An 18,616-nucleotide genomic window follows, 5' to 3' on the forward strand; every position below is an offset into this window, starting at 1 on the left:
TTAAACTGCTGTCTGGATAGGAAACTGGCACCCATTTTAGAAGTGCAAGTATTTTTAGCAAGTCGCACGTGCTTTTATATTATCGACGAGGCAGTAAAACTCGCACTAATAGTCCGCCGTGAGGGTGGTTAGATAAGGCTATTTGGCCTCCATGACCTTGTACGATATTTCGGACAATGCCCATTCCTAAACCTGTGCCACCCTCTCGATTGCGTGAATTGTCGAGTCGAACGTATGGTTCAAAGATACGTTCTCTATCGACCATAGGAACGCCTGGGCCTTGATCGTGGAAATACAAGTAGACTCCGTCTTCTCGCTCGCGAATGATCACGTGCACAGATTCACCATACTGAATTGCATTGTCTACGAGGTTGCTAATGCAGCGTTTAAGCGCCAACGGTTTGCCCATAAAGGGCTCGTCTAAGCCTCCAGTAATTCTCAAACGCCATGCGTCTTTGGCTAAATCAAGCTGAATTTGTTTGAGGATTTCGTTGATATCAATGGCTTCAAGGTTCTCATGAATATCGGAATCTTTAACGGACTGCAGCGCTCCTTTGACCATCAGGTCTAACTCATCCAAGTTTGCGATAAAGCGCTCTCTATGTTCGTCATCTTCAAGTAGTTCTGCGCGTAATCTCATGCGAGTGATAGGCGTTTTTAAGTCATGAGAAATGGCGGAGAACAAGGTTTCTCGGTCTTTGATGTAGCGTCTAATTCGATTTTGCATGGCATTGAAGGCACGTGCGGCTCGAATGACTTCAGAGCTACCGGTCTCATCAATGGGGCTGGAGTCGATATCACGACCCAGTAAATCGGCTGCTTCTGCTAGTTTTTCCAGAGGTTGGGTAAGCCATTGTGTGATTAAGTAGACCACGGCCAAGAGCACAATGCTGGTCAGCGCCATGAACCACCATTGCGGCATTTCGAATTGCAGTGGCGAAAGCATGGTATAGGGTTCGGGTAGCACCGTAACAATCATCAGCCACTGCTTGTCTGGCATTGGCGCTTGAACGGTTAGAAGAGGGGGGGGCTGGCTGGGGTCGAGTAAATTGTGGCGTGCCCAAACCGTCGCTTGTTCTTTGATGTTGAGGTCACGAGTGCTGTTGATGAGTTCCGCAGCATTGACCAAGCTCACCGCTGCAGGGCGGCCTTGATGTTGTGTACTGCGTAATTGCTGCACCACTTGCGATAACAGTATCCGCCGTTGAAAATTTGAGGGGGCGGGCTCTAAAAATATGGGGCGGTCATTCAGCACCATAAAAAAGCGGTTACTGCCAACGTTGCTCAAGGTGTTGAGCACCAACTGGCGGCGCTGCGCTGTCATCCCCGAAAAGTTGCTGACGGTGTAATCAACTTGCTCAGCGATCCATTGGCTAGTGATGCGCAGATTCTCGTTGTCTTGGCTTTGCTGTTGGGTGTACCACACTAAACTAATCACAAGCTGAGATAGCAGTAGCGCACCCAAAACCAGCGCCAATACACGTGCAGGAAGAGAACTAGGAATAAGCCGTGCAATGCGATCAGTCATTGTGATAACTGATTTCACTGGTGAGAATGTAGCCGCTTCCTCGAATGGTTTTTATGAGCTTAGGGTGTTTGCCATTGTCCATTAGGCGTTGGCGGAGACGGCTGACTTGAACGTCAATGCTTCGATCCAGAGGGGAAGCTTCTCGGCCTCGCAATGCATCTGAAATGGCATCGCGATCGAGCACTTCATTTGCATGCTCCAAAAACAATTGCATTAAATTGAAATCAGCGCCGCTGAGCTCTAAATGACCATGTTCATTATGAACGAGTTCGCGGTTAACTGTGTCGAGTCGCCAGCCCGAAAAGTCAATGTAGCGAGATTGTTTGGGTTTGGTCTCTGTCTGACTGATGCGCACACGGCGAAGCAAGGCTTTGATACGTGCTTGCAATTGTCGTGGATTGAACGGTTTGGCGATGTAGTCATCAGCGCCAATTTCGAGCCCAATCACTTGATCCATATCGTCTGAACTCGCCGTTAACATAATCACTGGAACATCGGAACGTTGGCGGAGCTGTTGGCACAAGCTAAAGCCGTCATCTCCGGGCAAGTTAATATCTAATATAATTAAGTCGACTTGTGCTTGATAGAAAACCTTGAACATTTCAACGCCGTCTTCAGCGCCACTGATTTGGTAGCCTGCGCGACTTAAAAGAGTTGACAGCAGATCTCGAATTTCGGCATCGTCATCAACAACAAGGATGTGGCCTTTTGAAACATCAGACACGATTAACTTCATCTCAGTTACGGTTTGATCAGCAAACGCGGTTGTAAAATCCACATTGGCCGTCAAACAAACAGGTGCATATGCCTCAGACTAAATCACCCTTACAAACGCTGCAAGTTGCAGCATTAGAAGAAGGCTGGAATTATCGTGAACAAGCCCGGTTGGGCTGGTGGCCGAACTTTATCGACGCGCAACAGTGTCAGTCGACTTGGGATGAGTTGAATCAACTAGTGACGCTCGAAGAAGGTTTTATCAACATCTACGGCAAACGTCATAAAATTCCTCGGTTGCAAGCTTGGTTTGGCGATCATGATTATTCGTACAGTGGAGAAACTCTGTCCAGTAAGCCGATGGTTGGTATACTCGCAACATTGTGCGAACGATGTGAACAAATCGCCGAAACTCGCTTTAATTCTGTATTGGTGAACTATTATCGGGATGGCCAAGACTATATGGGCTGGCATGCCGATGATGAAGATGAACTGGGTACGCAACCAGTGATCGCCTCGTTAACTTTCGGCGCATGTCGAGATTTTGATTTAAAGCACAAACAAACCGGAGAACGGCTTAGGCTGGCTTTATCAGACGGTAGTTTGTTGGTGATGGCAGGGGCTACTCAGCATTTTTGGCAGCACTCGTTGCCGAAAAGGTTACGTCTGCAACAGCCTCGTTTCAATTTAACCTTTCGATATATACATTCAATGGACGCGGACTAAATTAGAATCATGTTAGTCTAGCGCCGAACACAATGCTTAGAGGCTTTTCATGTCAACGCAACTGACGATCGAACGTAAAATATTGGCTCACTTTCAACCTGAACATGTTGAAGTGATTAATGAAAGTGGCGCGCATAATGTGCCTCCCGGTAGCGAGTCTCATTTTAAGGTGGTGATTGTGAGTGCGAGGTTTGAAGGACTGCGCTTGATTCAACGGCACCGTGAAGTGAATGGCTTACTCGCCGAAGAACTGCAAAATGGAGTTCATGCACTTGCAATGCATACCTATACGGCTGACGAATGGCGTAGTCAATTTGCTGATGTGCCTAAAAGTCCAGATTGTATGGGGGGGAGCAAAGGATAGGTCGATGCGCGAGTGTGCGACAGGTGATCTGATCTGCGCATAACAATGCAACAACTCAATTAATTTACTGTATCATCACTAGCCGTTGAACAAATTATAACAATTAGAGAGCTAGGATTTAGGGTGCAGGAGCGTGTTTTAGCCACATCAGGAGTGGCGATCTTAGAGCATACAACAACGATTATCGGCCGATTGTTTTCGTGGTGCAGTATTCTGCTCATGATGGTAATTGTTGCCGTTGTTGCGCTGCGTTATGGTTTCAATATTGGCTTAATTGCTTTGCAAGACAGTGCGTTATTTGTTCATGGACTCATTTTCATGGGCGGTGCAGCGTATACTCTGCAACGCGATAAGCACGTCCGCGTGGATGTTTTTTATCGCGCCTTCTCAGAGAGGCGAAAAGCGCTCATTAATCTTGTTGGTCATCTGATATTTCTTTTCCCCGTAGTTCTTTTCATTGCTATTAGTAGCGAGACCTTTATTGCCATGTCTTGGAAAATGGCAGAAGCATCGCCAGAATCCGGCGGGCTGCCCGGCTTCTTCATTCTTAAATCTTACCTTTGGCTATTTTGCTTTCTGATGGGCCTACAGGGCATTTCCGAATGTGTTCGAAATTTGCGCATTTTGAGACAAAAGGAAGCCAGTAATGATGGGTGATTACATGGCAATTTGGCCGGTTGCGTTATTTATTGTGGTGATTCTGGGGCTGATGACAGGCTACCCCGTGGCCTTTGTGCTTGCTGGTGTTGCTTTGATATTTGCAGCATTGGGTAGTTTATTCGGTGTGATGGATGACAGCTTTATTATGCTGTTACCCAACCGGCTCTACGGCATTATGACCAACCCCACCCTAATGGCTGTTCCGCTGTTCGTGCTGATGGGCATCTTGCTTGAAAAATCTAAATTAGCTGAATCGTTATTAACAGCATTGTCGTCTGTGTTCGGCCGTTTTCGTTCGGGCATGGCGATCGCCGTTATTCTGGTGGGAATGTTGCTTGCTGCAAGTACGGGAATCGTAGGGGCGACTGTTGTTACTCTCGGGTTGCTCGCATTGCCAAGCATGCGCCAACAAGGCTATGACATGAAGCTGGCAACGGGCACCATTGCTGCCACAGGAACACTCGGACAGATTATTCCACCATCGATTGCCTTGGTTCTGTTGGGGGATATCTTGTCATCAACTTACCAGCAAGTGCAATTGAACTTAGGTAATTTCTCACCCAAAACAGTTTCTGTGGGTGACTTATTTGCTGGCGCAATTATTCCGGGCTTGCTGCTCGTTGGTGCCTACTTGGCTTATGTCATGTTTCGTGGCAGAGGTTTGTCGCCACAACAGCATGAAGTACAAACCGAATCGGATATTCCAGTCGCAAGCATTAGGCAAATAATTTGGGCTTTGCTGCCTCCACTCGCTTTAATGCTGGTGGTGTTGGGATCGATTCTAACCGGCTTTGCAACTCCTACCGAAGCCGCTGGTGTTGGTGCTATAGGTGCTGCAATTTTGGCGCTATGCCGTGGCAATATGGGCTTAAATACTTGGCGAGCCTGTGCGGTAGAAACCACACTCGTGACCAGCATGGTATTTTTGATCTTGTTTGGCGCATCATTATTTTCTGCTGTGTTTTATGGTTTAGGCGGAGAGCAAATGGTGCATGATGCCATTAGCTATGTGCCTGGCGGTGTGATAGGCGCAACCGTGATGATCATGTTGCTGATCTTCTTACTCGGATTCATTTTAGATTTTATTGAAATCACCTTTGTTGTGGTTCCAATTGTTGCACCGGTTTTACTGATGATGGGATTAGATCCCATTTGGCTCGGTATTATGATCGCGGTGAATTTACAAACTTCATTTTTAACGCCGCCGTTTGGTTTTGCGTTATTTTATCTGCGAGGTGTGGTTCCTGATAATGTTGCTACAACTGATATTTATCGAGGCGTCATCCCGTTTATTGTGATTCAAGTAATGCTCATGATTGCGATGGCCGTTTGGCCAGAGCTGGCCACTTGGTTGCCTGAGCAAATTTATGGCTAAAGGAAAGATGACCATGAAGTGGTTTCTGACGATCGGTTTGGTTACCGTATTAACTGCCTGTGGGGCAGATTCAAAACAAACAGCAAGTACTCAAGCAGCAGCACAACAGACGTATAAGTGGAAGCTTGTTACATCATGGCCGAAGAATTTTCCCGGATTGGGAACTGCGCCAGAACATTTTGCTGAGCGCGTGAATGCCATGAGTGGTGGGCGTTTAACGATACAAGTGTTTGGTGCCAACCAATTGGTGCCTGCATTGCAAGTATTTGATGCGGTGTCTTCAGGCACAGTCGAAATGGGCCACAGCGGCGCATATTACTGGAAAGGTAAAGCACCAGCGGCGCAATTTTTTAGTGCAGTCCCTTTTGGTATGACCGCACAAGAAATGAGTAGCTGGCTGCACTATGGCGGCGGCATGGAATTGTGGGAAGAAGTCTATGCACCCTTTAATTTGGTGCCGCTTGCTGGGGGCAGTACTGGCGTTCAGATGGGGGGATGGTTTAACAAAGAAATCAACTCAGTGGATGATCTTAAAGGTCTAAAAATGCGTTTACCTGGACTCGGTGGCGAAGTATTAAGCCGCATGGGGGGGGTGCCCGTATCACTACCTGGTGGAGAGATTTTTACATCGCTGCAAACCGGCGCTATTGATGCCACGGAATGGGTTGGGCCATATAATGACTTAGCCTTTGGGTTACATGAAGCCGCTCAATTCTACTACTACCCAGGTTGGCATGAGCCAGGTTCCGTGCTTGAGTTTATCGTCAATCAGGAAGCTCTGGCTGAATTGCCTTCGGACTTACAAGCTATAGTTCGCAACGCTGCTCGCGCAGTCAATCAAGACATGATCGACGAATATACATTCCGTAATATCGAAGCGCTCAAGACAATTCAGGCCATGGAGGGTATTCAAATCAAACGCTTTCCGGACGAAGTATTGTCGGCATTGCGAATTGAAACTGAGCAACTGTTAAAAGAGCAGGCTGCCGCAGACCCTATGGTAAGCAAAGTGTATGCCTCTTTTAGTGAATTTAAAGAGGGAGTTACGGCATATCATAATTTAACCGAGCGTGCTTATTTGGACCTTCGGGGAGAGTAGCGCTTAACGCCTTTTTCATTGTTATTTTACAAAGGCGCATGATGCGCCTTTTTTTTGAGACCAGCAAAAAGTCAATAACTGAAACATTGAAAACACGTAAAAATGGCGATGTTTTTAGTGATTTGCCCCTTTTGGGTCATGGTATCTGAAGGGCTAATAGTGGTAGAATGCCGCGCCGGAAATGTTAGGCTCGGATGAGTCCAATGAGCATGACTGAATAATTCTAAATATTTGCTTACACGGCCTGTGCGCTATGCTGTAACAGTGTTGGCACAAAAAATGTACAAAATTAATAACCAACTTGCGAGTCAGAAACACGAGTTCGGTATACCAAGTTTTAACCATTAACCAAGTACTTACGATTATGATCACAATAAAGAAAGGACTGGATATCCCTATGACAGGGGCTCCCTCACAGGAGATCCATAACGGTCCAGCGATCAACCGAGTTGCCATACTCGGCGAAGAGTACCACGGCATGCGACCTACTATGCGAGTCCGCGTAGGAGACGCTGTCAAAAAAGGTACGGTACTGTTCGAAGATAAGAAGTCGCCGGGTGTCATATACACTTCACCTGCTGCCGGAACGATTGTTGAAATCAATCGCGGCGCTAAACGCGTTCTGCAATCAGTAGTTGTTGAGATCGATGGTGATGAATCAGAAGCGCTTACTGCTTATGATTTAAGCCAGATCACTGCTGAGCAAGCGCGCGAACAACTCATTCAAAGCGGTTTGTGGACCTCTTTACGGACACGTCCGTTTAGCCGTGTTCCTGCTGTTGATGCTGTTGCTTCTGCTATTTTTGTCAATGCAATGGACACTAACCCCTTAGCGGTTGATCCTAATATTGTGATCAGCGAACGTCGTGAAGACTTCGCCAATGGCTTAAAAGTGCTTGCAGCCTTAGGTCAAGGACAACTGTTCCTTGCTAAAGCTCCGGGTGCAGATGTACCGTCTGTCGACGGTGTGCAAGTCGAAGAGTTTGCCGGACCGCATCCAGCAGGCTTAGTAGGTACTCACATTCATCACTTACGTCCAGCCAGTGCTCAACACCAAGTGTGGAGTGTGAACTATCAAGACGTGATTTCAATCGGTGCAACATTCACTACCGGACAACTTGACGTTTCTCGTGTGATCTCAGTTGCCGGTCCGGAAGTGACTAAACCGCAAATCGTTCGCACTCAAATCGGCGCTAGCATCGAACAGTTGATCGCTGGAAACACCACAGATAACGAACTGCGAGCGGTTTCTGGCTCTGTCCTGGCGGGTACCAAAGCGTATGGGCCGTTAAGCTATCTGGGCCGTTACCATTTGCAAGTTTCGGTTCTGTTAGAGGGAACAGAAAAAGAATTTTTGGGTTGGGTTGCACCTGGCGCTGATAAATTCTCTGTGACTCGCAGCTTCCTCGCGCATTTTTCACCGAAGAAACTTTTCCCAATGACAACCAGCACTGGTGGTAGTGACCGTGCCATGGTGCCAATTGGAAGTTATGAGAAAGTGATGCCGTTGGATATCTTACCGACATTGCTGCTGCGTGATTTGATCGCGGGTGACTTGGAAAGTGCTCAATCTTTAGGATGCATGGAGCTGGACGAAGAAGACTTGGCCTTGTGTACTTTTGTTTGCCCTGGCAAATACGAGTACGGGACTATTCTCCGTGAATGCCTCGATACGATTGAGAGGGAAGGATAATGAGTTTAAAAGCATTATTTGAGAACGCCGAACATCATTTTGAAGCCGGCGGAAAATATGAAAAATGGTATGCGCTATATGAAGCAGCATTTACCATTTTTTACACCCCAGGTTTGGTGACTAAGAAAAATACTCACGTTCGTGACAACATTGATTTGAAACGAATCATGATTACCGTATGGATGGCAGTTTTTCCTGCAATGTTCTTCGGTATGTACAACATTGGTGATCAAGCTGCGACTGCGCTGGCTGCTGGTTATGGCTTGCCTGATACATGGCAAGTTGGCTTGTTCCAATTATTTGGCGCAGAACTGTCGGTTGATGCCAGTGTCCTGACTAAAATGTGGTACGGCGCGTGCTTCTTCTTACCCATTTACGCGATCGTGTTTGCGGTCGGTGGCTTTTGGGAAGTGTTGTTCGCAATGGTACGTGGTCACGAAGTCAACGAAGGCTTCTTTGTCACTTCCATTTTGTTTGCACTGATTGTTCCTGCAACCTTGCCATTGTGGCAAGCTGCGTTAGGTATTACGTTCGGTGTTGTTGTTGCTAAAGAATTCTTTGGTGGTACAGGTCGTAACTTCCTCAACCCAGCTTTAGCAGGCCGCGCATTCTTATTCTTTGCTTACCCTGCGCAAATCTCAGGTGATTCAGTTTGGACTGCGGTTGATGGCTTCTCAGGAGCAACCGCGTTAAGCCAATGGGCCGCCGGTGGTTTAGAGCAAGTCACAGCGTCTGGTTTGACTTGGACCAATGCATTCATTGGCCACATGCAAGGCTCTGTGGGTGAAGTTTCTACCCTTGGCATCTTGTTGGGTGGATTACTCATCATGTACACCGGTGTTGCGTCATGGCGCATTGTCGTTGGCGTGATGGTTGGCGCTGTTCTAACAAGTTTGTTGTTCAATGCGATTGGCAGTGATACCAATGCGATGTTCAGCATGCCTTGGCATTGGCATCTTGTGTTGGGTGGCTTTGCGTTTGGTATGATCTTCATGGCAACAGACCCTGTGTCTGCATCATTCACTCATACTGGACGTTTTGCCTACGGTATCTTGATTGGTTTAATGGTTGTGTTGATTCGCGTGGTTAACCCTGCGTTCCCAGAAGGCATGATGCTGGCAATCTTGTTCGCAAACTTGTTTGCGCCTTTGTTCGACCACGTAGTGGTTCAATCAAATATCAAACGGAGGCTGGCACGCAATGTCTAGTAATAACGATTCCATCTCCAAAACGTTAATTGTAGTGATTGGCCTATGTTTGGTCTGCTCTCTTATCGTATCGGTTGCCGCGGTTGGTTTAAAACCCACTCAGCAGTACAACAAAGCGTTAGATAAACAACGCAATATTCTCGAAGCTGCAGGCTTGTTGGCGCAAGCAGGCGGAGACATCGCGGGTGTTTACAACCAATACATTGAAGCCAAAGTTGTTGATTTAACAACTGGCGAATATGTCACCGATATCGACGCCAATAAGTTCGATCAACGCAAGGCATCAAAAACGCCAGGCGAAAACATTGAACTCAAAGGCAGCGAAGATATTGCGGGCATCAAGCGTATGTCCAAGTACGCCAATGTTTACTTTGCAAAAAACGACGCTGGTGAAGTTGAGACCTTGATTCTTCCCGTTCATGGCTATGGCTTATGGTCAACGATGTATGCCTTCTTGGCGGTTGAGCCTGATACCAATACCGTCAAAGCTCTGGTCTACTATGACCAGCTTGAAACTCCAGGCTTGGGTGGGGAAATTGAAAACCCATCTTGGAAAGCTCAGTGGGTAGGTAAAAAATTGTTTGATGACAATTGGAACCTCGTCATGAAAGTTGTGAAAGGTGGTGCTACACCGGGTGATATCCACGGTGTAGACGGTTTATCTGGTGCTACCTTAACGGGTAACGGTGTTCAGAACACATTTGACTTTTGGTTGAGCGATAAAGCTTTCGGCAACTACTTGGCGAAGGTTCGCAGCGAGGGCTTAAACAATGGCTAGTGCAAAGGAAATGAAGCAAGTATTGTTTAGCCCTGTGCTCGACAATAACCCAATTGCGCTTCAAATCTTGGGTGTGTGTTCGGCATTGGCCGTCACATCTAAAATGGAAACTGCGTTCGTAATGGCCTTGGCTTTAACTGCCGTAACCGCATTTTCTAACTTGTTCGTATCATTGATTCGTAATCACATTCCTAGCAGTGTGCGGATCATTGTTCAAATGGCAATTATCGCATCCTTGGTGATCGTCGTTGACCAAATCTTGAAAGCATATGCGTATGACGTAGCGAAACAGCTGTCGGTATTTGTTGGTTTGATTATTACCAACTGTATTGTCATGGGACGTGCTGAAGCATATGCCATGAAGAGTCCGCCGTTAATGAGCTTTTTAGACGGTATTGGTAACGGCCTAGGTTACTCTGCGTTGCTATTAGTTGTTGGCTTCTTCCGCGAGTTACTTGGCTCTGGCACATTGTTTGGTGTTGAGATCTTGCCGTTGATTACCAACGGTGGCTGGTACCAAGCAAACGGTCTGTTGCTCTTACCACCAAGTGCTTTCTTCATTATCGGCGGCATCATCTGGGTGTTGCGTACCTTTAAGCCTGATCAAGTGGAGGCCAAGGACTAATGGAACATTATATTAGCTTGTTCGTACGAGCAATTTTCGTAGAGAACATGGCGTTAGCATTCTTCTTGGGAATGTGTACCTTCTTGGCGGTCTCGAAAAAAGTGAAAACTTCTTTCGGTCTTGGTATCGCCGTGATTGTCGTGCTCACGATCGCAGTGCCTGCGAACAACATTATTTATAACTATGTACTCAAAGAGGGTGCATTGGTTTGGTTAGGTTTACCGTCAACAGTTGATTTGAGCTTCTTGGGCTTCATTACCTACATTGGTGTGATTGCAGCCTTGGTTCAAATCTTAGAAATGTTGTTGGATAAGTACTTTCCGCCGCTCTATAACGCGTTAGGAATCTTCCTACCATTGATTACTGTGAACTGTGCCATCTTCGGTGGCGTATCATTCATGGTAGAGCGTGACTACAACTTTACAGAAAGTGTAGTTTACGGTTTTGGTAGCGGAGTGGGCTGGGCATTGGCAATTACTGCCCTTGCGGGTCTGCGTGAGAAGATGAAGTATTCAGATGTGCCAGATGGTCTTCGTGGCTTAGGCATTACTTTCATCACTGTGGGCCTAATGGCTCTGGGCTTTATGTCTTTCTCTGGCGTACAGCTGTAAGAAAGCAATAGCGGAAGGAATTTAAACCATGCAAGAAATTGTACTCGGTGTTGTATTTTTCACCCTGATTGTACTTGCGCTGGTGCTGATCATCCTGTTTGCAAAGTCCAAACTTGTAAGCAGTGGTGAAATCACCATCGATATTAATGAAGACCCTGATAAAGCAATTAAAACCCAAGCGGGTGATAAATTGTTGGGTGCGTTGGCGAATGCTGGAATTTTCGTATCATCAGCCTGTGGTGGCGGTGGCTCGTGTGGCCAGTGTCGCGTGAACATTCTTGATGGTGGCGGAGATATACTGCCAACTGAATTGGATCACATTACCAAGAAAGAAGCTCGCGAAGGGTGTCGTTTGGCATGTCAGGTTGCAGTGAAAACTGACATGAAAATTGAACTCGAAGAAGAAATCTTCGGCGTGAAGCAATGGGAATGTACTGTTCGTTCAAACGACAACAAAGCGACTTTCATTAAAGAATTAGTATTGAATATCCCTGACGGCGAAGCGGTTCCATTCCGTGCCGGTGGTTATATTCAAATTGAAGCGCCCGCGCATCACATTAAATATGCGGATTTTGATGTTCCGAGTGAATATCGTGGAGACTGGGAGCACTTTGGCTTCTTCAAGTTAGAGTCCAAAGTTGACGAGCCGGTGATCCGTGCTTACTCAATGGCGAACTATCCAGAAGAAGAAGGCATCATCATGTTGAACGTGCGTATTGCTACGCCACCGCCTCGTGATTTGAGTCTGCCACCTGGTCAAATGTCGTCATTCATTTGGAGCCTCAAAGAAGGAGACAAAGTGACGATCTCTGGTCCATTCGGAGAGTTTTTTGCGAAAGATACCAATGCTGAAATGGTCTTTGTTGGCGGTGGTGCGGGTATGGCGCCTATGCGTAGCCACATCTTTGATCAGCTTCGCCGTTTGAAAACTGACCGTAAGATGAGCTTCTGGTACGGTGCTCGTTCTAAACGTGAAATGTTCTATGTAGAAGATTTCGATATGTTGCAGGACGAGAATGAGAACTTCCAGTGGCATGTGGCATTGTCGGATCCTCAACCTGAGGACAATTGGGAAGGTTACACAGGCTTTATTCATAATGTATTGCTTGAAAACTACCTGAAAGACCACGAAGCTCCAGAAGATTGTGAGTTCTACATGTGTGGTCCACCGATGATGAACGCAGCGGTCATCAACATGCTCAAAGAATTGGGTGTGGAAGATGAAAATATTCTGTTGGATGACTTTGGCGGATAATCCCTCCTGATGACTAAACAGCAAAAAGTATTGTGGCTAGCCTTGATTGGGCTAGCCATTTTTGTTTTCTGGTGGCAACAACCAGAAAAACTTCAGCAAGTTGAAATTGACGGTCAAACCATGGGGACATATTACGTCGTTAAGGTTGTAGCACCTGAGTCTGAAGTGATTGATGCGGTCGCGCTCAAAGCGAAAATTGATGATGAGTTGGTGAGTGTGAACAAGGCAATGTCGACTTACGATCCCACATCTGAATTATCACTATTCAATCAATCCGAAAGTATCGACCCGCAAGTGGTTTCAACCGCTTTGGCTTATGTAGTGGATGAGGCAATTCGTTTAGGAGAGCTCAGTCATGGGGCGCTTGATGTGACGGTTGGGCCTTTGGTAAACCTTTGGGGCTTTGGTCCTGATGGACGACCTGAAAAGAAACCCGAGCCAGAACAGCAAGAGGCGGCTCAAGCCCGAGTGGGTCTCAAGCACTTGCAGCTGTCTGCACAAGGTTTAAGCAAAACGATTCCAAACCTTTATGTTGACCTCTCTACCATCGCTAAAGGTTATGGTGTGGATCAAGTGGCAGAATTGGTGATGGCTCAAGGTTTTACCAATGTGATGGTTGATATTGGTGGCGAGTTGCGTTTGGAAGGGATGAACGCTAATCGACAAGCTTGGCGGATTGCTATAGAAAAACCTGTGGATGGTGAACGAGCGGTGCAACAAATTGTTGCAGCATCGAATATGGGGATTGCTACATCGGGTGATTATCGCAATTATTTTGAGGTAGACGGTGTTCGTTTCTCGCACATCATCGACCCTGAAACCAGTTTGCCGATCAATCATCGGCTCGTTTCTGTGACCGTGTTGCATCCATCCAGTATGACGGCCGACGGTTTGTCGACCGCATTAATGGTCATGGGTGACAAAGAGGGCTTTGAATGGGCTGAGGCGCTTGAATTGCCGGTTTATATGATCATTAAAACTGACCAAGGATTTGAAGGCAAAGCCACTGCTGCAATGCAAGCATATCTGGTGCACTAAGGTCTAGTTCGGTTAAAATAGAAGCCGATTAACGCGACGAGGTTGATCGGCGTTTTTATATTTGGAGTTGTTATGCTTACTTTTGCTGTTGCGTTCGTTGTCTTATTGCTCGTAGTTGCCGCGATGTCGGTGGGTTATATTGTTCAACGTAAGACCATATCAGGGAGTTGTGGGGGTATTGCAGCCTTAGGTATGGCGAAGGTATGTGATTGCCCTGAGCCTTGCGAAAAGCGCCGTAAGCGCGAGGCTAAAGAAGAGAAAGCCGCTTTACGCCAAAAAATAATTGATGAGAATCGCATTCTTTAAGGTCAATTTTCTCTTATTAGAGTTGTAACGGGCAAGTCGTGGCCGTTGCAACTCATTGATAGTCTCGAATTTCCCCTCGTTAACCTCTGTCTTCTTCTATTGTTATAACCATCACTCGTGCGTTTGTGTTTTCTGTTGCTGATTGTGTGATTCGAGCTTGCGTGTTGTGCGTTCAAGACTCTAGACTCATATTTCTATATCTAACAAGGACGTGCCGGTGTTTCTTCATTCGTTCAATTACTTTCGTGCCATCGCCATCATTTTTGTGGTGTTGGCGCATAGCTATATTCCAGCAGGGTGGCAGCCAAGTTCAGGTACGCTGTTCGAGCGCTTTCAGTTTGATTTGATGATGAATGGCACGGTGTTTTTCGTGTTTATATCAGGTTTTCTGTTTCATCATGTGTTTGTTCCTCGCTACCAATTTAAAAAGTTTATGGTAAAGAAAATCAAATTTGTGTTGATGCCTTACCTATTCCTATCCATTCTGCCGATTCTTTTCTGGCTATATTGGGCACCTATTCCAGCACCACACGAGAGCCTTTATGCAGGGCATTCTGACCTACAAACTGCGATTTGGTATGTGTTAACTGGCCGCCAACTTACGGCATATTGGTACATCCCCATGGTCATGGTATTGTTTGCCATTACGCCCTTTGTGTTGTGGCTCGATAAGCGGAATTGGCTGATGCATGCTGCCATTCCATTGTTGATTATATCGGCACTCATTCACCGACCTGTTAGCAATTTATCAGCGGTTCAATCGCTGTTCTATTTTTTCCCCGTATTTTTAATCGGAGCTTGGGCCAGTCAGCACAAAGATTTGCTCTATCAAAAGCTCGCTAGAAAAGAGATTTGGTTACTGATTGTTGCGGTTGCCCTTGCTGCAATTCAGGCCTTGTTCACCGATCAAATCGGTAATTCTCAGAAAGACGCTTTTGAATGGGCGGGTATTGATTACAGCTTATTTCAAAAGATACTGCTGTGCTTTGCCCTGATGGTATTTCTTCATCGTTTTGAAGACAAAGAGTGGGGTTGGATGAACACTTTAGCCAATGTTAGTTTTGCTGTGTATTTCATTCATCCATGGTTTACCACCACATGGCGATTGTACTACCCAACTCCAGATACTTGGTCGTCAGCGGGTAATCTACTCACGACGCTAGGCGTATGCGCAATACTGATTGGCTTGAGTATTTTGGTGGCGAAGTTATTCAAAGCTATTTTCAAATCAAAAAGCCGCTATCTTATCGGTTGGTAATTGAGGTGCATCACCATTTTCGGCCTGAAAAAAGTGCCGAAGATCGCAGCTTTTGTTTCTAGGCTAATAGTTTGGCGTAGCATGAATCCAATGTGTTGTTTTTTCGTACAAGAGAAAGAGCAACAGGAGAAAGCATGTGTACGGACAAGCGAAAGATTCCAATTTAACGTCATCGTATGACGTTCCTAAGAACTATCAAGCTGACCGCCAACGAAATGCAGAGCGGTTAGGCCACGCGGGGCTTATCCCATTTGTGTGCTTGGCTGCTGCACAATTGATGGTTGCTCCTGAGCGGGTAGAGTCAGTGCAGGTCGCATTACATATTTACTCGGTGGTGATCATGAATTTCGTGGCCGGCTCATTATGGTCTCAATCGTTGCAGCACGCCGCTCGGCGACACGACACCACAGTTCAAACGTTTAGTATCTTGTTGTCATTGCTGTCGTGGTTAACATTCCTGATTGACGTTCACATGGGCTTGCTCGTAATGGCAGTCGCTTTTGGGGTGTTGCGTTTGTTTGAGCGTGAATTCAGTCACGCTTGGCGTGTGCCGCGCTGGTATGAGCAACTGCGAGATAGGCTGACGGTTGTTGTGGCTTGTTCATTAATACTTGTTGTGGTGACTCTGTGAAGGTGCTTATCACGGGGGCCAGTGGTGCAATTGGCAGGGGACTTGCCTTGCATCATCAAGCGCTTGGACATGATGTGGTGTGCGTTACAAGTCAAACCTCTATTGATCCAAACGTTAGATCTTTGCCCCAACTAGATTGGCATCTTGATTGTCATTACGAAGCCTATAGCACTCGCCTTGTTCCGTTGCTTTCCAGCAACAGGTTCGATCAAATTTACCATTGTGCTGGCGGCTTACATTGGAATGGTAGATTGCCTGAAAAGTCGATTGCTCAATTTAGTCCCGATTTTTTCCTTCAAAATATGCAGCGCAATTGTTTGTCTGCTATGGCATTAGTTCAGTCGCTTGATCAAACGATGAATAAATCCAGCGAGACTAAAGTAGCGATGTTATCAGCGATGGTTGGCTCTATTTCTGACAATCAGCTCGGAGGGTGGTATAGCTATCGCGCCAGTAAAGCGGCATTAAATATGCTGATAAAAACAGTGAGTATAGAATGGAAACGCAGATTCCCAGATGCGTCAATTATTGCACTACATCCCGGTACAACTGACAGCGAACTATCACGCCCCTTTCAAAAAAATTTGAATCCAAATAAGCTATATTCGGCAAAATTGACAGCTAAACGACTGACATTGGCGATAAATCAGGTATCATCGAGCCAATCAGGTGCTTTTTTAAATTGGGATGGCGGTCAAATTTCTTGGTAGCAAAGTAAGCCATACCTCGAATTAGCGTATCTGTGTCTGGCGTTCCCAATGGGAATGATCTATAGTTTGTTTTGTTCCCATAGGGAATTATGGAGTTGGCCTTGTCCGATGTTGGCAAAGAGCAGCTTGGCGATTGGGTAATCAAGCATAAATTAAAGAGCAAGGAAGCAGCAAAGATACTGTGCATATCTGCCAGCAAAATGAGTGAATACCTCAATGGCAAACGCAAAGTACCTAGTTATATTATGGCGCATATCGATACCTTAGAACGGCTGACGGACAAGAAACTAGTAAAGCTCATTCGTGAGCGAACTGGGAGGGAATAAACTCCCAGTAAAGACTAAAGGTGCAATATGGTTTTGCAAATTCTGTTGGTCATGGCGCTTGTATTCTTGTTGGTGTTGGGGGCAGTTATACTGACCTGCATTTGGCTGAGTATATGGCGAGGATTAGTCGAAATGGGGCGTTGCAACAATACCAATCGTCTCGGTACGGACATCAGTTTTTCAGACCATCATGACGAGTCTTCCCCTCCGGTGAATCGCACCTGATTTTTAACGCGTTCAGCGCTATCATATCGTTTTAACTCATAGGAACTAACGATATGGCCCGCGCATCAGCTCATGCTCTTCACATTCTTGTCGACTCAGAAGCTCAAGCACTCGAACTACGTAAAAAAATTGAAAATGGCTCTGATTTCGGCGACGTGGCAAAGCGTTTTTCAACCTGCCCATCCTCTAAGAAAGGGGGGGACTTGGGCATGTTCAATAAAGGCGATATGGTGGCTTCGTTCGACAAAGCGGTTTTCTCTGGAGAGCTTTTCAAAATATTGGGTCCAGTGAAAACTCAATTTGGATTTCACTTGATCAAAGTGATTGATCGGACAGGCTAGCTTTTAGATCGTTGGGATTTAAAGAGCCTTCTTCCTTTAAGCGGATGTCGGGTAACAAAGCACCGGCATCCAGCTTGACGTCTATTTCATAATTTAATGCTGTTGGATCTCCTGACCCCCGCACCATTGCGCTCAGCAATCGCATGCCTTGAAATAAACTTAATTCTGCAGGAAGAGTAAATTGGGCTTCGCCATATGCCGGAACTTCAGGTAACTGGCTAGTTGCACCGCTGACAACTTCATAGCCGTTCAAAGACAAACTATAAACTGCGCCATTCAGCGACAGCGCGGTATTGTTAGGATTAACGACCCGAAGCGTGATGTCGAATCGAGGCGCAATGCCTTCACCTGCAGTAGGTTTGATATGAACGAGATTGACTTTGGGGGGATCTAACTGTGGTAAAGCTGCACAAGAAGCTAACACTGCGAGTATAAAACTAACGACAAAAAACTGCTTAATATGAGGTAGATGCATTGCGATGCCCAAATTCATTGCTTATTGTCACAGTTAACCATACGCGCTTGTATTCTGCACTGACGAATTGAAAGTTATGAAAAATCGAGACGACATTGACGAAGATATTAATCCTTGGACACGATTAACCAGCAAGGTAGTGTACGAAAATCTTTGGATTAGCGTTACGCATCAAGACGTCATTCATCCTTCAGGCGTCAAAGGCATCTATGGTTTAGTGCATTTTAAAGGCGTTGCTGCAGCTGTTATACCGATTGAAGGGGAATACACTTGGTTGGTTGGGCAGTACCGATATGCGCTGAATCAATGGTCTTGGGAAGTTCCTATGGGAGGCGTTCTGGCTGGAGAGGATGTTGAGCTTGGCGCATTGCGAGAACTCCAAGAGGAAACGGGCATGACTGCACAACACATTTCCCACGTGATGAGCCTCCATACATCTAACTCTATCACCGATGAACGAGCCGAGATATATTGGGCTTCAGGCTTAACCTTTGGTGTCGCAAATCCAGATGACAGTGAACAGCTTAAAATTAAAAAAATAACGATTAAAGAATGTGTTGCCATGATTGACCGTGGCGAAATTACTGATGCAATTTCAGTTGCTGGTCTATTATCGATCTCACGAAAATTGTTTTCAGATCATCAATGATCTGATTGTATTTAAATGATG

23 protein-coding genes are annotated in these 18,616 nt (G+C 46.1%); 20 read left to right on the top strand and 3 right to left on the bottom strand.

Translation table 11 applies throughout. The features are described 5' to 3' along the window. Window positions 1-79: 79 nt before the first annotated feature. On the bottom strand, window positions 80-1,528 hold the full coding sequence (locus tag NAF29_RS12890; protein WP_251262010.1) for an ATP-binding protein: 1,449 nt from the start codon (window positions 1,526-1,528) through the stop codon (window positions 80-82). Further along, window positions 1,521-2,306, bottom strand: coding sequence for a response regulator (locus NAF29_RS12895; protein ID WP_349665579.1), 786 nt, complete (start codon window positions 2,304-2,306; stop codon window positions 1,521-1,523). Before NAF29_RS12895 ends, NAF29_RS12890 begins: the two co-directional genes overlap by 8 nt. A gap of 26 nt (window positions 2,307-2,332) precedes the next feature. On the opposite strand from NAF29_RS12895, the gene NAF29_RS12900 reads away from it, so the two are divergent. The 19 genes from NAF29_RS12900 (at window position 2,333) to NAF29_RS12990 (ending at window position 17,471) form a co-directional block, all read left to right on the top strand. Continuing rightward, a complete protein-coding gene (locus NAF29_RS12900; RefSeq protein ID WP_251262012.1) occupies window positions 2,333-2,968 on the top strand; it encodes an alpha-ketoglutarate-dependent dioxygenase AlkB family protein in 636 nt (211 codons plus the stop codon). 49 nt (window positions 2,969-3,017) lie between these two features. After that, the gene (locus NAF29_RS12905) at window positions 3,018-3,332 is read left to right on the top strand and encodes a BolA family protein (RefSeq protein WP_251262013.1); all 315 of its coding nucleotides are present in this window, start codon (window positions 3,018-3,020) and stop codon (window positions 3,330-3,332) included. Window positions 3,333-3,551: 219 nt separating this feature from the next. Next, complete coding sequence (locus tag NAF29_RS12910) at window positions 3,552-3,989, top strand: TRAP transporter small permease subunit (RefSeq protein ID WP_251262014.1); 438 nt, start codon at window positions 3,552-3,554, stop codon at window positions 3,987-3,989. After that, on the top strand, window positions 3,979-5,367 hold the full coding sequence (locus tag NAF29_RS12915; protein ID WP_285817748.1) for a TRAP transporter large permease: 1,389 nt from the start codon (window positions 3,979-3,981) through the stop codon (window positions 5,365-5,367). Before NAF29_RS12910 ends, NAF29_RS12915 begins: the two co-directional genes overlap by 11 nt. A 13-nt stretch (window positions 5,368-5,380) precedes the next feature. Beyond that, a complete protein-coding gene (locus NAF29_RS12920) occupies window positions 5,381-6,466 on the top strand; it encodes a TRAP transporter substrate-binding protein (RefSeq protein WP_251262015.1) in 1,086 nt (361 codons plus the stop codon). 364 nt (window positions 6,467-6,830) lie between these two features. Then, a complete protein-coding gene (locus NAF29_RS12925; protein ID WP_251262016.1) occupies window positions 6,831-8,159 on the top strand; it encodes a Na(+)-translocating NADH-quinone reductase subunit A in 1,329 nt (442 codons plus the stop codon). Continuing rightward, window positions 8,159-9,367: an NADH:ubiquinone reductase (Na(+)-transporting) subunit B gene (locus tag NAF29_RS12930; protein WP_251262018.1), complete on the top strand. Its 1,209-nt coding sequence runs from the start codon at window positions 8,159-8,161 to the stop codon at window positions 9,365-9,367. The genes NAF29_RS12925 and NAF29_RS12930 overlap by 1 nt, the downstream gene beginning before the upstream one ends. Beyond that, window positions 9,360-10,145 (top strand): Na(+)-translocating NADH-quinone reductase subunit C, encoded by a 786-nt coding sequence (locus NAF29_RS12935; RefSeq protein ID WP_251262019.1) that lies wholly within the window; start codon window positions 9,360-9,362, stop codon window positions 10,143-10,145. Before NAF29_RS12930 ends, NAF29_RS12935 begins: the two co-directional genes overlap by 8 nt. Continuing rightward, entirely contained in the window at window positions 10,138-10,770 is a 633-nt protein-coding gene (locus NAF29_RS12940; protein WP_251262020.1) for an NADH:ubiquinone reductase (Na(+)-transporting) subunit D, read from the top strand. The genes NAF29_RS12935 and NAF29_RS12940 overlap by 8 nt, the downstream gene beginning before the upstream one ends. Next, window positions 10,770-11,381 carry an NADH:ubiquinone reductase (Na(+)-transporting) subunit E gene (gene nqrE, locus NAF29_RS12945; RefSeq protein ID WP_251262021.1) on the top strand — a complete coding sequence of 204 codons (612 nt, stop codon included), beginning with the start codon at window positions 10,770-10,772 and terminating at the stop codon, window positions 11,379-11,381. The genes NAF29_RS12940 and nqrE overlap by 1 nt, the downstream gene beginning before the upstream one ends. 28 nt (window positions 11,382-11,409) lie before the next feature. Then, complete coding sequence (nqrF, locus tag NAF29_RS12950; RefSeq protein WP_251262022.1) at window positions 11,410-12,636, top strand: NADH:ubiquinone reductase (Na(+)-transporting) subunit F; 1,227 nt, start codon at window positions 11,410-11,412, stop codon at window positions 12,634-12,636. Window positions 12,637-12,645: 9 nt separating this feature from the next. Then, window positions 12,646-13,674 (top strand): FAD:protein FMN transferase, encoded by a 1,029-nt coding sequence (locus NAF29_RS12955; RefSeq protein ID WP_251262023.1) that lies wholly within the window; start codon window positions 12,646-12,648, stop codon window positions 13,672-13,674. A 72-nt stretch (window positions 13,675-13,746) separates the two neighbouring features. Further along, window positions 13,747-13,980 carry a (Na+)-NQR maturation NqrM gene (nqrM, locus tag NAF29_RS12960; protein WP_251262024.1) on the top strand — a complete coding sequence of 78 codons (234 nt, stop codon included), beginning with the start codon at window positions 13,747-13,749 and terminating at the stop codon, window positions 13,978-13,980. 217 nt (window positions 13,981-14,197) lie between these two features. After that, on the top strand, window positions 14,198-15,238 hold the full coding sequence (locus tag NAF29_RS12965) for an acyltransferase family protein (protein WP_251262026.1): 1,041 nt from the start codon (window positions 14,198-14,200) through the stop codon (window positions 15,236-15,238). A gap of 136 nt (window positions 15,239-15,374) precedes the next feature. Beyond that, on the top strand, window positions 15,375-15,869 hold the full coding sequence (locus NAF29_RS12970; RefSeq protein ID WP_251262027.1) for a DUF3429 domain-containing protein: 495 nt from the start codon (window positions 15,375-15,377) through the stop codon (window positions 15,867-15,869). Window positions 15,870-15,871: 2 nt separating this feature from the next. Beyond that, window positions 15,872-16,579 (top strand): SDR family NAD(P)-dependent oxidoreductase, encoded by a 708-nt coding sequence (locus tag NAF29_RS12975; protein ID WP_349665581.1) that lies wholly within the window; start codon window positions 15,872-15,874, stop codon window positions 16,577-16,579. A 101-nt stretch (window positions 16,580-16,680) separates the two neighbouring features. Then, complete coding sequence (locus NAF29_RS12980) at window positions 16,681-16,905, top strand: hypothetical protein (RefSeq protein WP_251262030.1); 225 nt, start codon at window positions 16,681-16,683, stop codon at window positions 16,903-16,905. 27 nt (window positions 16,906-16,932) lie between these two features. Next, complete coding sequence (locus tag NAF29_RS12985; RefSeq protein WP_251262032.1) at window positions 16,933-17,130, top strand: hypothetical protein; 198 nt, start codon at window positions 16,933-16,935, stop codon at window positions 17,128-17,130. Window positions 17,131-17,183: 53 nt separating this feature from the next. Beyond that, complete coding sequence (locus NAF29_RS12990) at window positions 17,184-17,471, top strand: peptidylprolyl isomerase (protein ID WP_251262033.1); 288 nt, start codon at window positions 17,184-17,186, stop codon at window positions 17,469-17,471. Here NAF29_RS12990 and NAF29_RS12995 read toward each other — a convergent pair. Then, window positions 17,446-17,964, bottom strand: a complete 519-nt coding sequence (locus NAF29_RS12995; RefSeq protein ID WP_251262034.1) for an LEA/WHy family protein — start codon at window positions 17,962-17,964, stop codon at window positions 17,446-17,448. The two genes, NAF29_RS12990 and NAF29_RS12995, sit on opposite strands and share 26 nt — an antisense overlap. Window positions 17,965-18,022: 58 nt before the next feature. On the opposite strand from NAF29_RS12995, the gene NAF29_RS13000 reads away from it, so the two are divergent. After that, complete coding sequence (locus NAF29_RS13000; protein ID WP_251262035.1) at window positions 18,023-18,595, top strand: NUDIX domain-containing protein; 573 nt, start codon at window positions 18,023-18,025, stop codon at window positions 18,593-18,595. Window positions 18,596-18,616: the final 21 nt, after the last annotated feature.

The sequence above is a fragment of the Echinimonas agarilytica genome, assembly GCF_023703465.1.
Classification (GTDB): Bacteria; Pseudomonadota; Gammaproteobacteria; order Enterobacterales; family Neiellaceae; genus Echinimonas; species Echinimonas agarilytica.

Excerpts from the sequence above, each read along its gene's own strand:
- NAF29_RS12930 (WP_251262018.1), top strand. The coding sequence starts at position 8,159 with ATGAGTTTAAAAGCATTATTTGAGAACGCCGAACATCATTTTGAAGCC.
- NAF29_RS12935 (WP_251262019.1), top strand. The coding sequence starts at position 9,360 with ATGTCTAGTAATAACGATTCCATCTCCAAAACGTTAATTGTAGTGATT.
- NAF29_RS13000 (WP_251262035.1), top strand. The coding sequence starts at position 18,023 with ATGAAAAATCGAGACGACATTGACGAAGATATTAATCCTTGGACACGA.
- nqrM (WP_251262024.1), top strand. The coding sequence starts at position 13,747 with ATGCTTACTTTTGCTGTTGCGTTCGTTGTCTTATTGCTCGTAGTTGCC.
- nqrE (WP_251262021.1), top strand. The coding sequence starts at position 10,770 with ATGGAACATTATATTAGCTTGTTCGTACGAGCAATTTTCGTAGAGAAC.
- NAF29_RS12890 (WP_251262010.1), bottom strand. The coding sequence starts at position 1,528 with ATGACTGATCGCATTGCACGGCTTATTCCTAGTTCTCTTCCTGCACGT.
- NAF29_RS12910 (WP_251262014.1), top strand. The coding sequence starts at position 3,552 with ATGATGGTAATTGTTGCCGTTGTTGCGCTGCGTTATGGTTTCAATATT.
- NAF29_RS12915 (WP_285817748.1), top strand. The coding sequence starts at position 3,979 with ATGATGGGTGATTACATGGCAATTTGGCCGGTTGCGTTATTTATTGTG.
- NAF29_RS12985 (WP_251262032.1), top strand. The coding sequence starts at position 16,933 with ATGGTTTTGCAAATTCTGTTGGTCATGGCGCTTGTATTCTTGTTGGTG.
- NAF29_RS12955 (WP_251262023.1), top strand. The coding sequence starts at position 12,646 with ATGACTAAACAGCAAAAAGTATTGTGGCTAGCCTTGATTGGGCTAGCC.
- NAF29_RS12995 (WP_251262034.1), bottom strand. The coding sequence starts at position 17,964 with ATGAATTTGGGCATCGCAATGCATCTACCTCATATTAAGCAGTTTTTT.
- NAF29_RS12900 (WP_251262012.1), top strand. The coding sequence starts at position 2,333 with ATGCCTCAGACTAAATCACCCTTACAAACGCTGCAAGTTGCAGCATTA.
- nqrF (WP_251262022.1), top strand. The coding sequence starts at position 11,410 with ATGCAAGAAATTGTACTCGGTGTTGTATTTTTCACCCTGATTGTACTT.
- NAF29_RS12990 (WP_251262033.1), top strand. The coding sequence starts at position 17,184 with ATGGCCCGCGCATCAGCTCATGCTCTTCACATTCTTGTCGACTCAGAA.
- NAF29_RS12905 (WP_251262013.1), top strand. The coding sequence starts at position 3,018 with ATGTCAACGCAACTGACGATCGAACGTAAAATATTGGCTCACTTTCAA.
- NAF29_RS12920 (WP_251262015.1), top strand. The coding sequence starts at position 5,381 with ATGAAGTGGTTTCTGACGATCGGTTTGGTTACCGTATTAACTGCCTGT.
- NAF29_RS12940 (WP_251262020.1), top strand. The coding sequence starts at position 10,138 with ATGGCTAGTGCAAAGGAAATGAAGCAAGTATTGTTTAGCCCTGTGCTC.
- NAF29_RS12925 (WP_251262016.1), top strand. The coding sequence starts at position 6,831 with ATGATCACAATAAAGAAAGGACTGGATATCCCTATGACAGGGGCTCCC.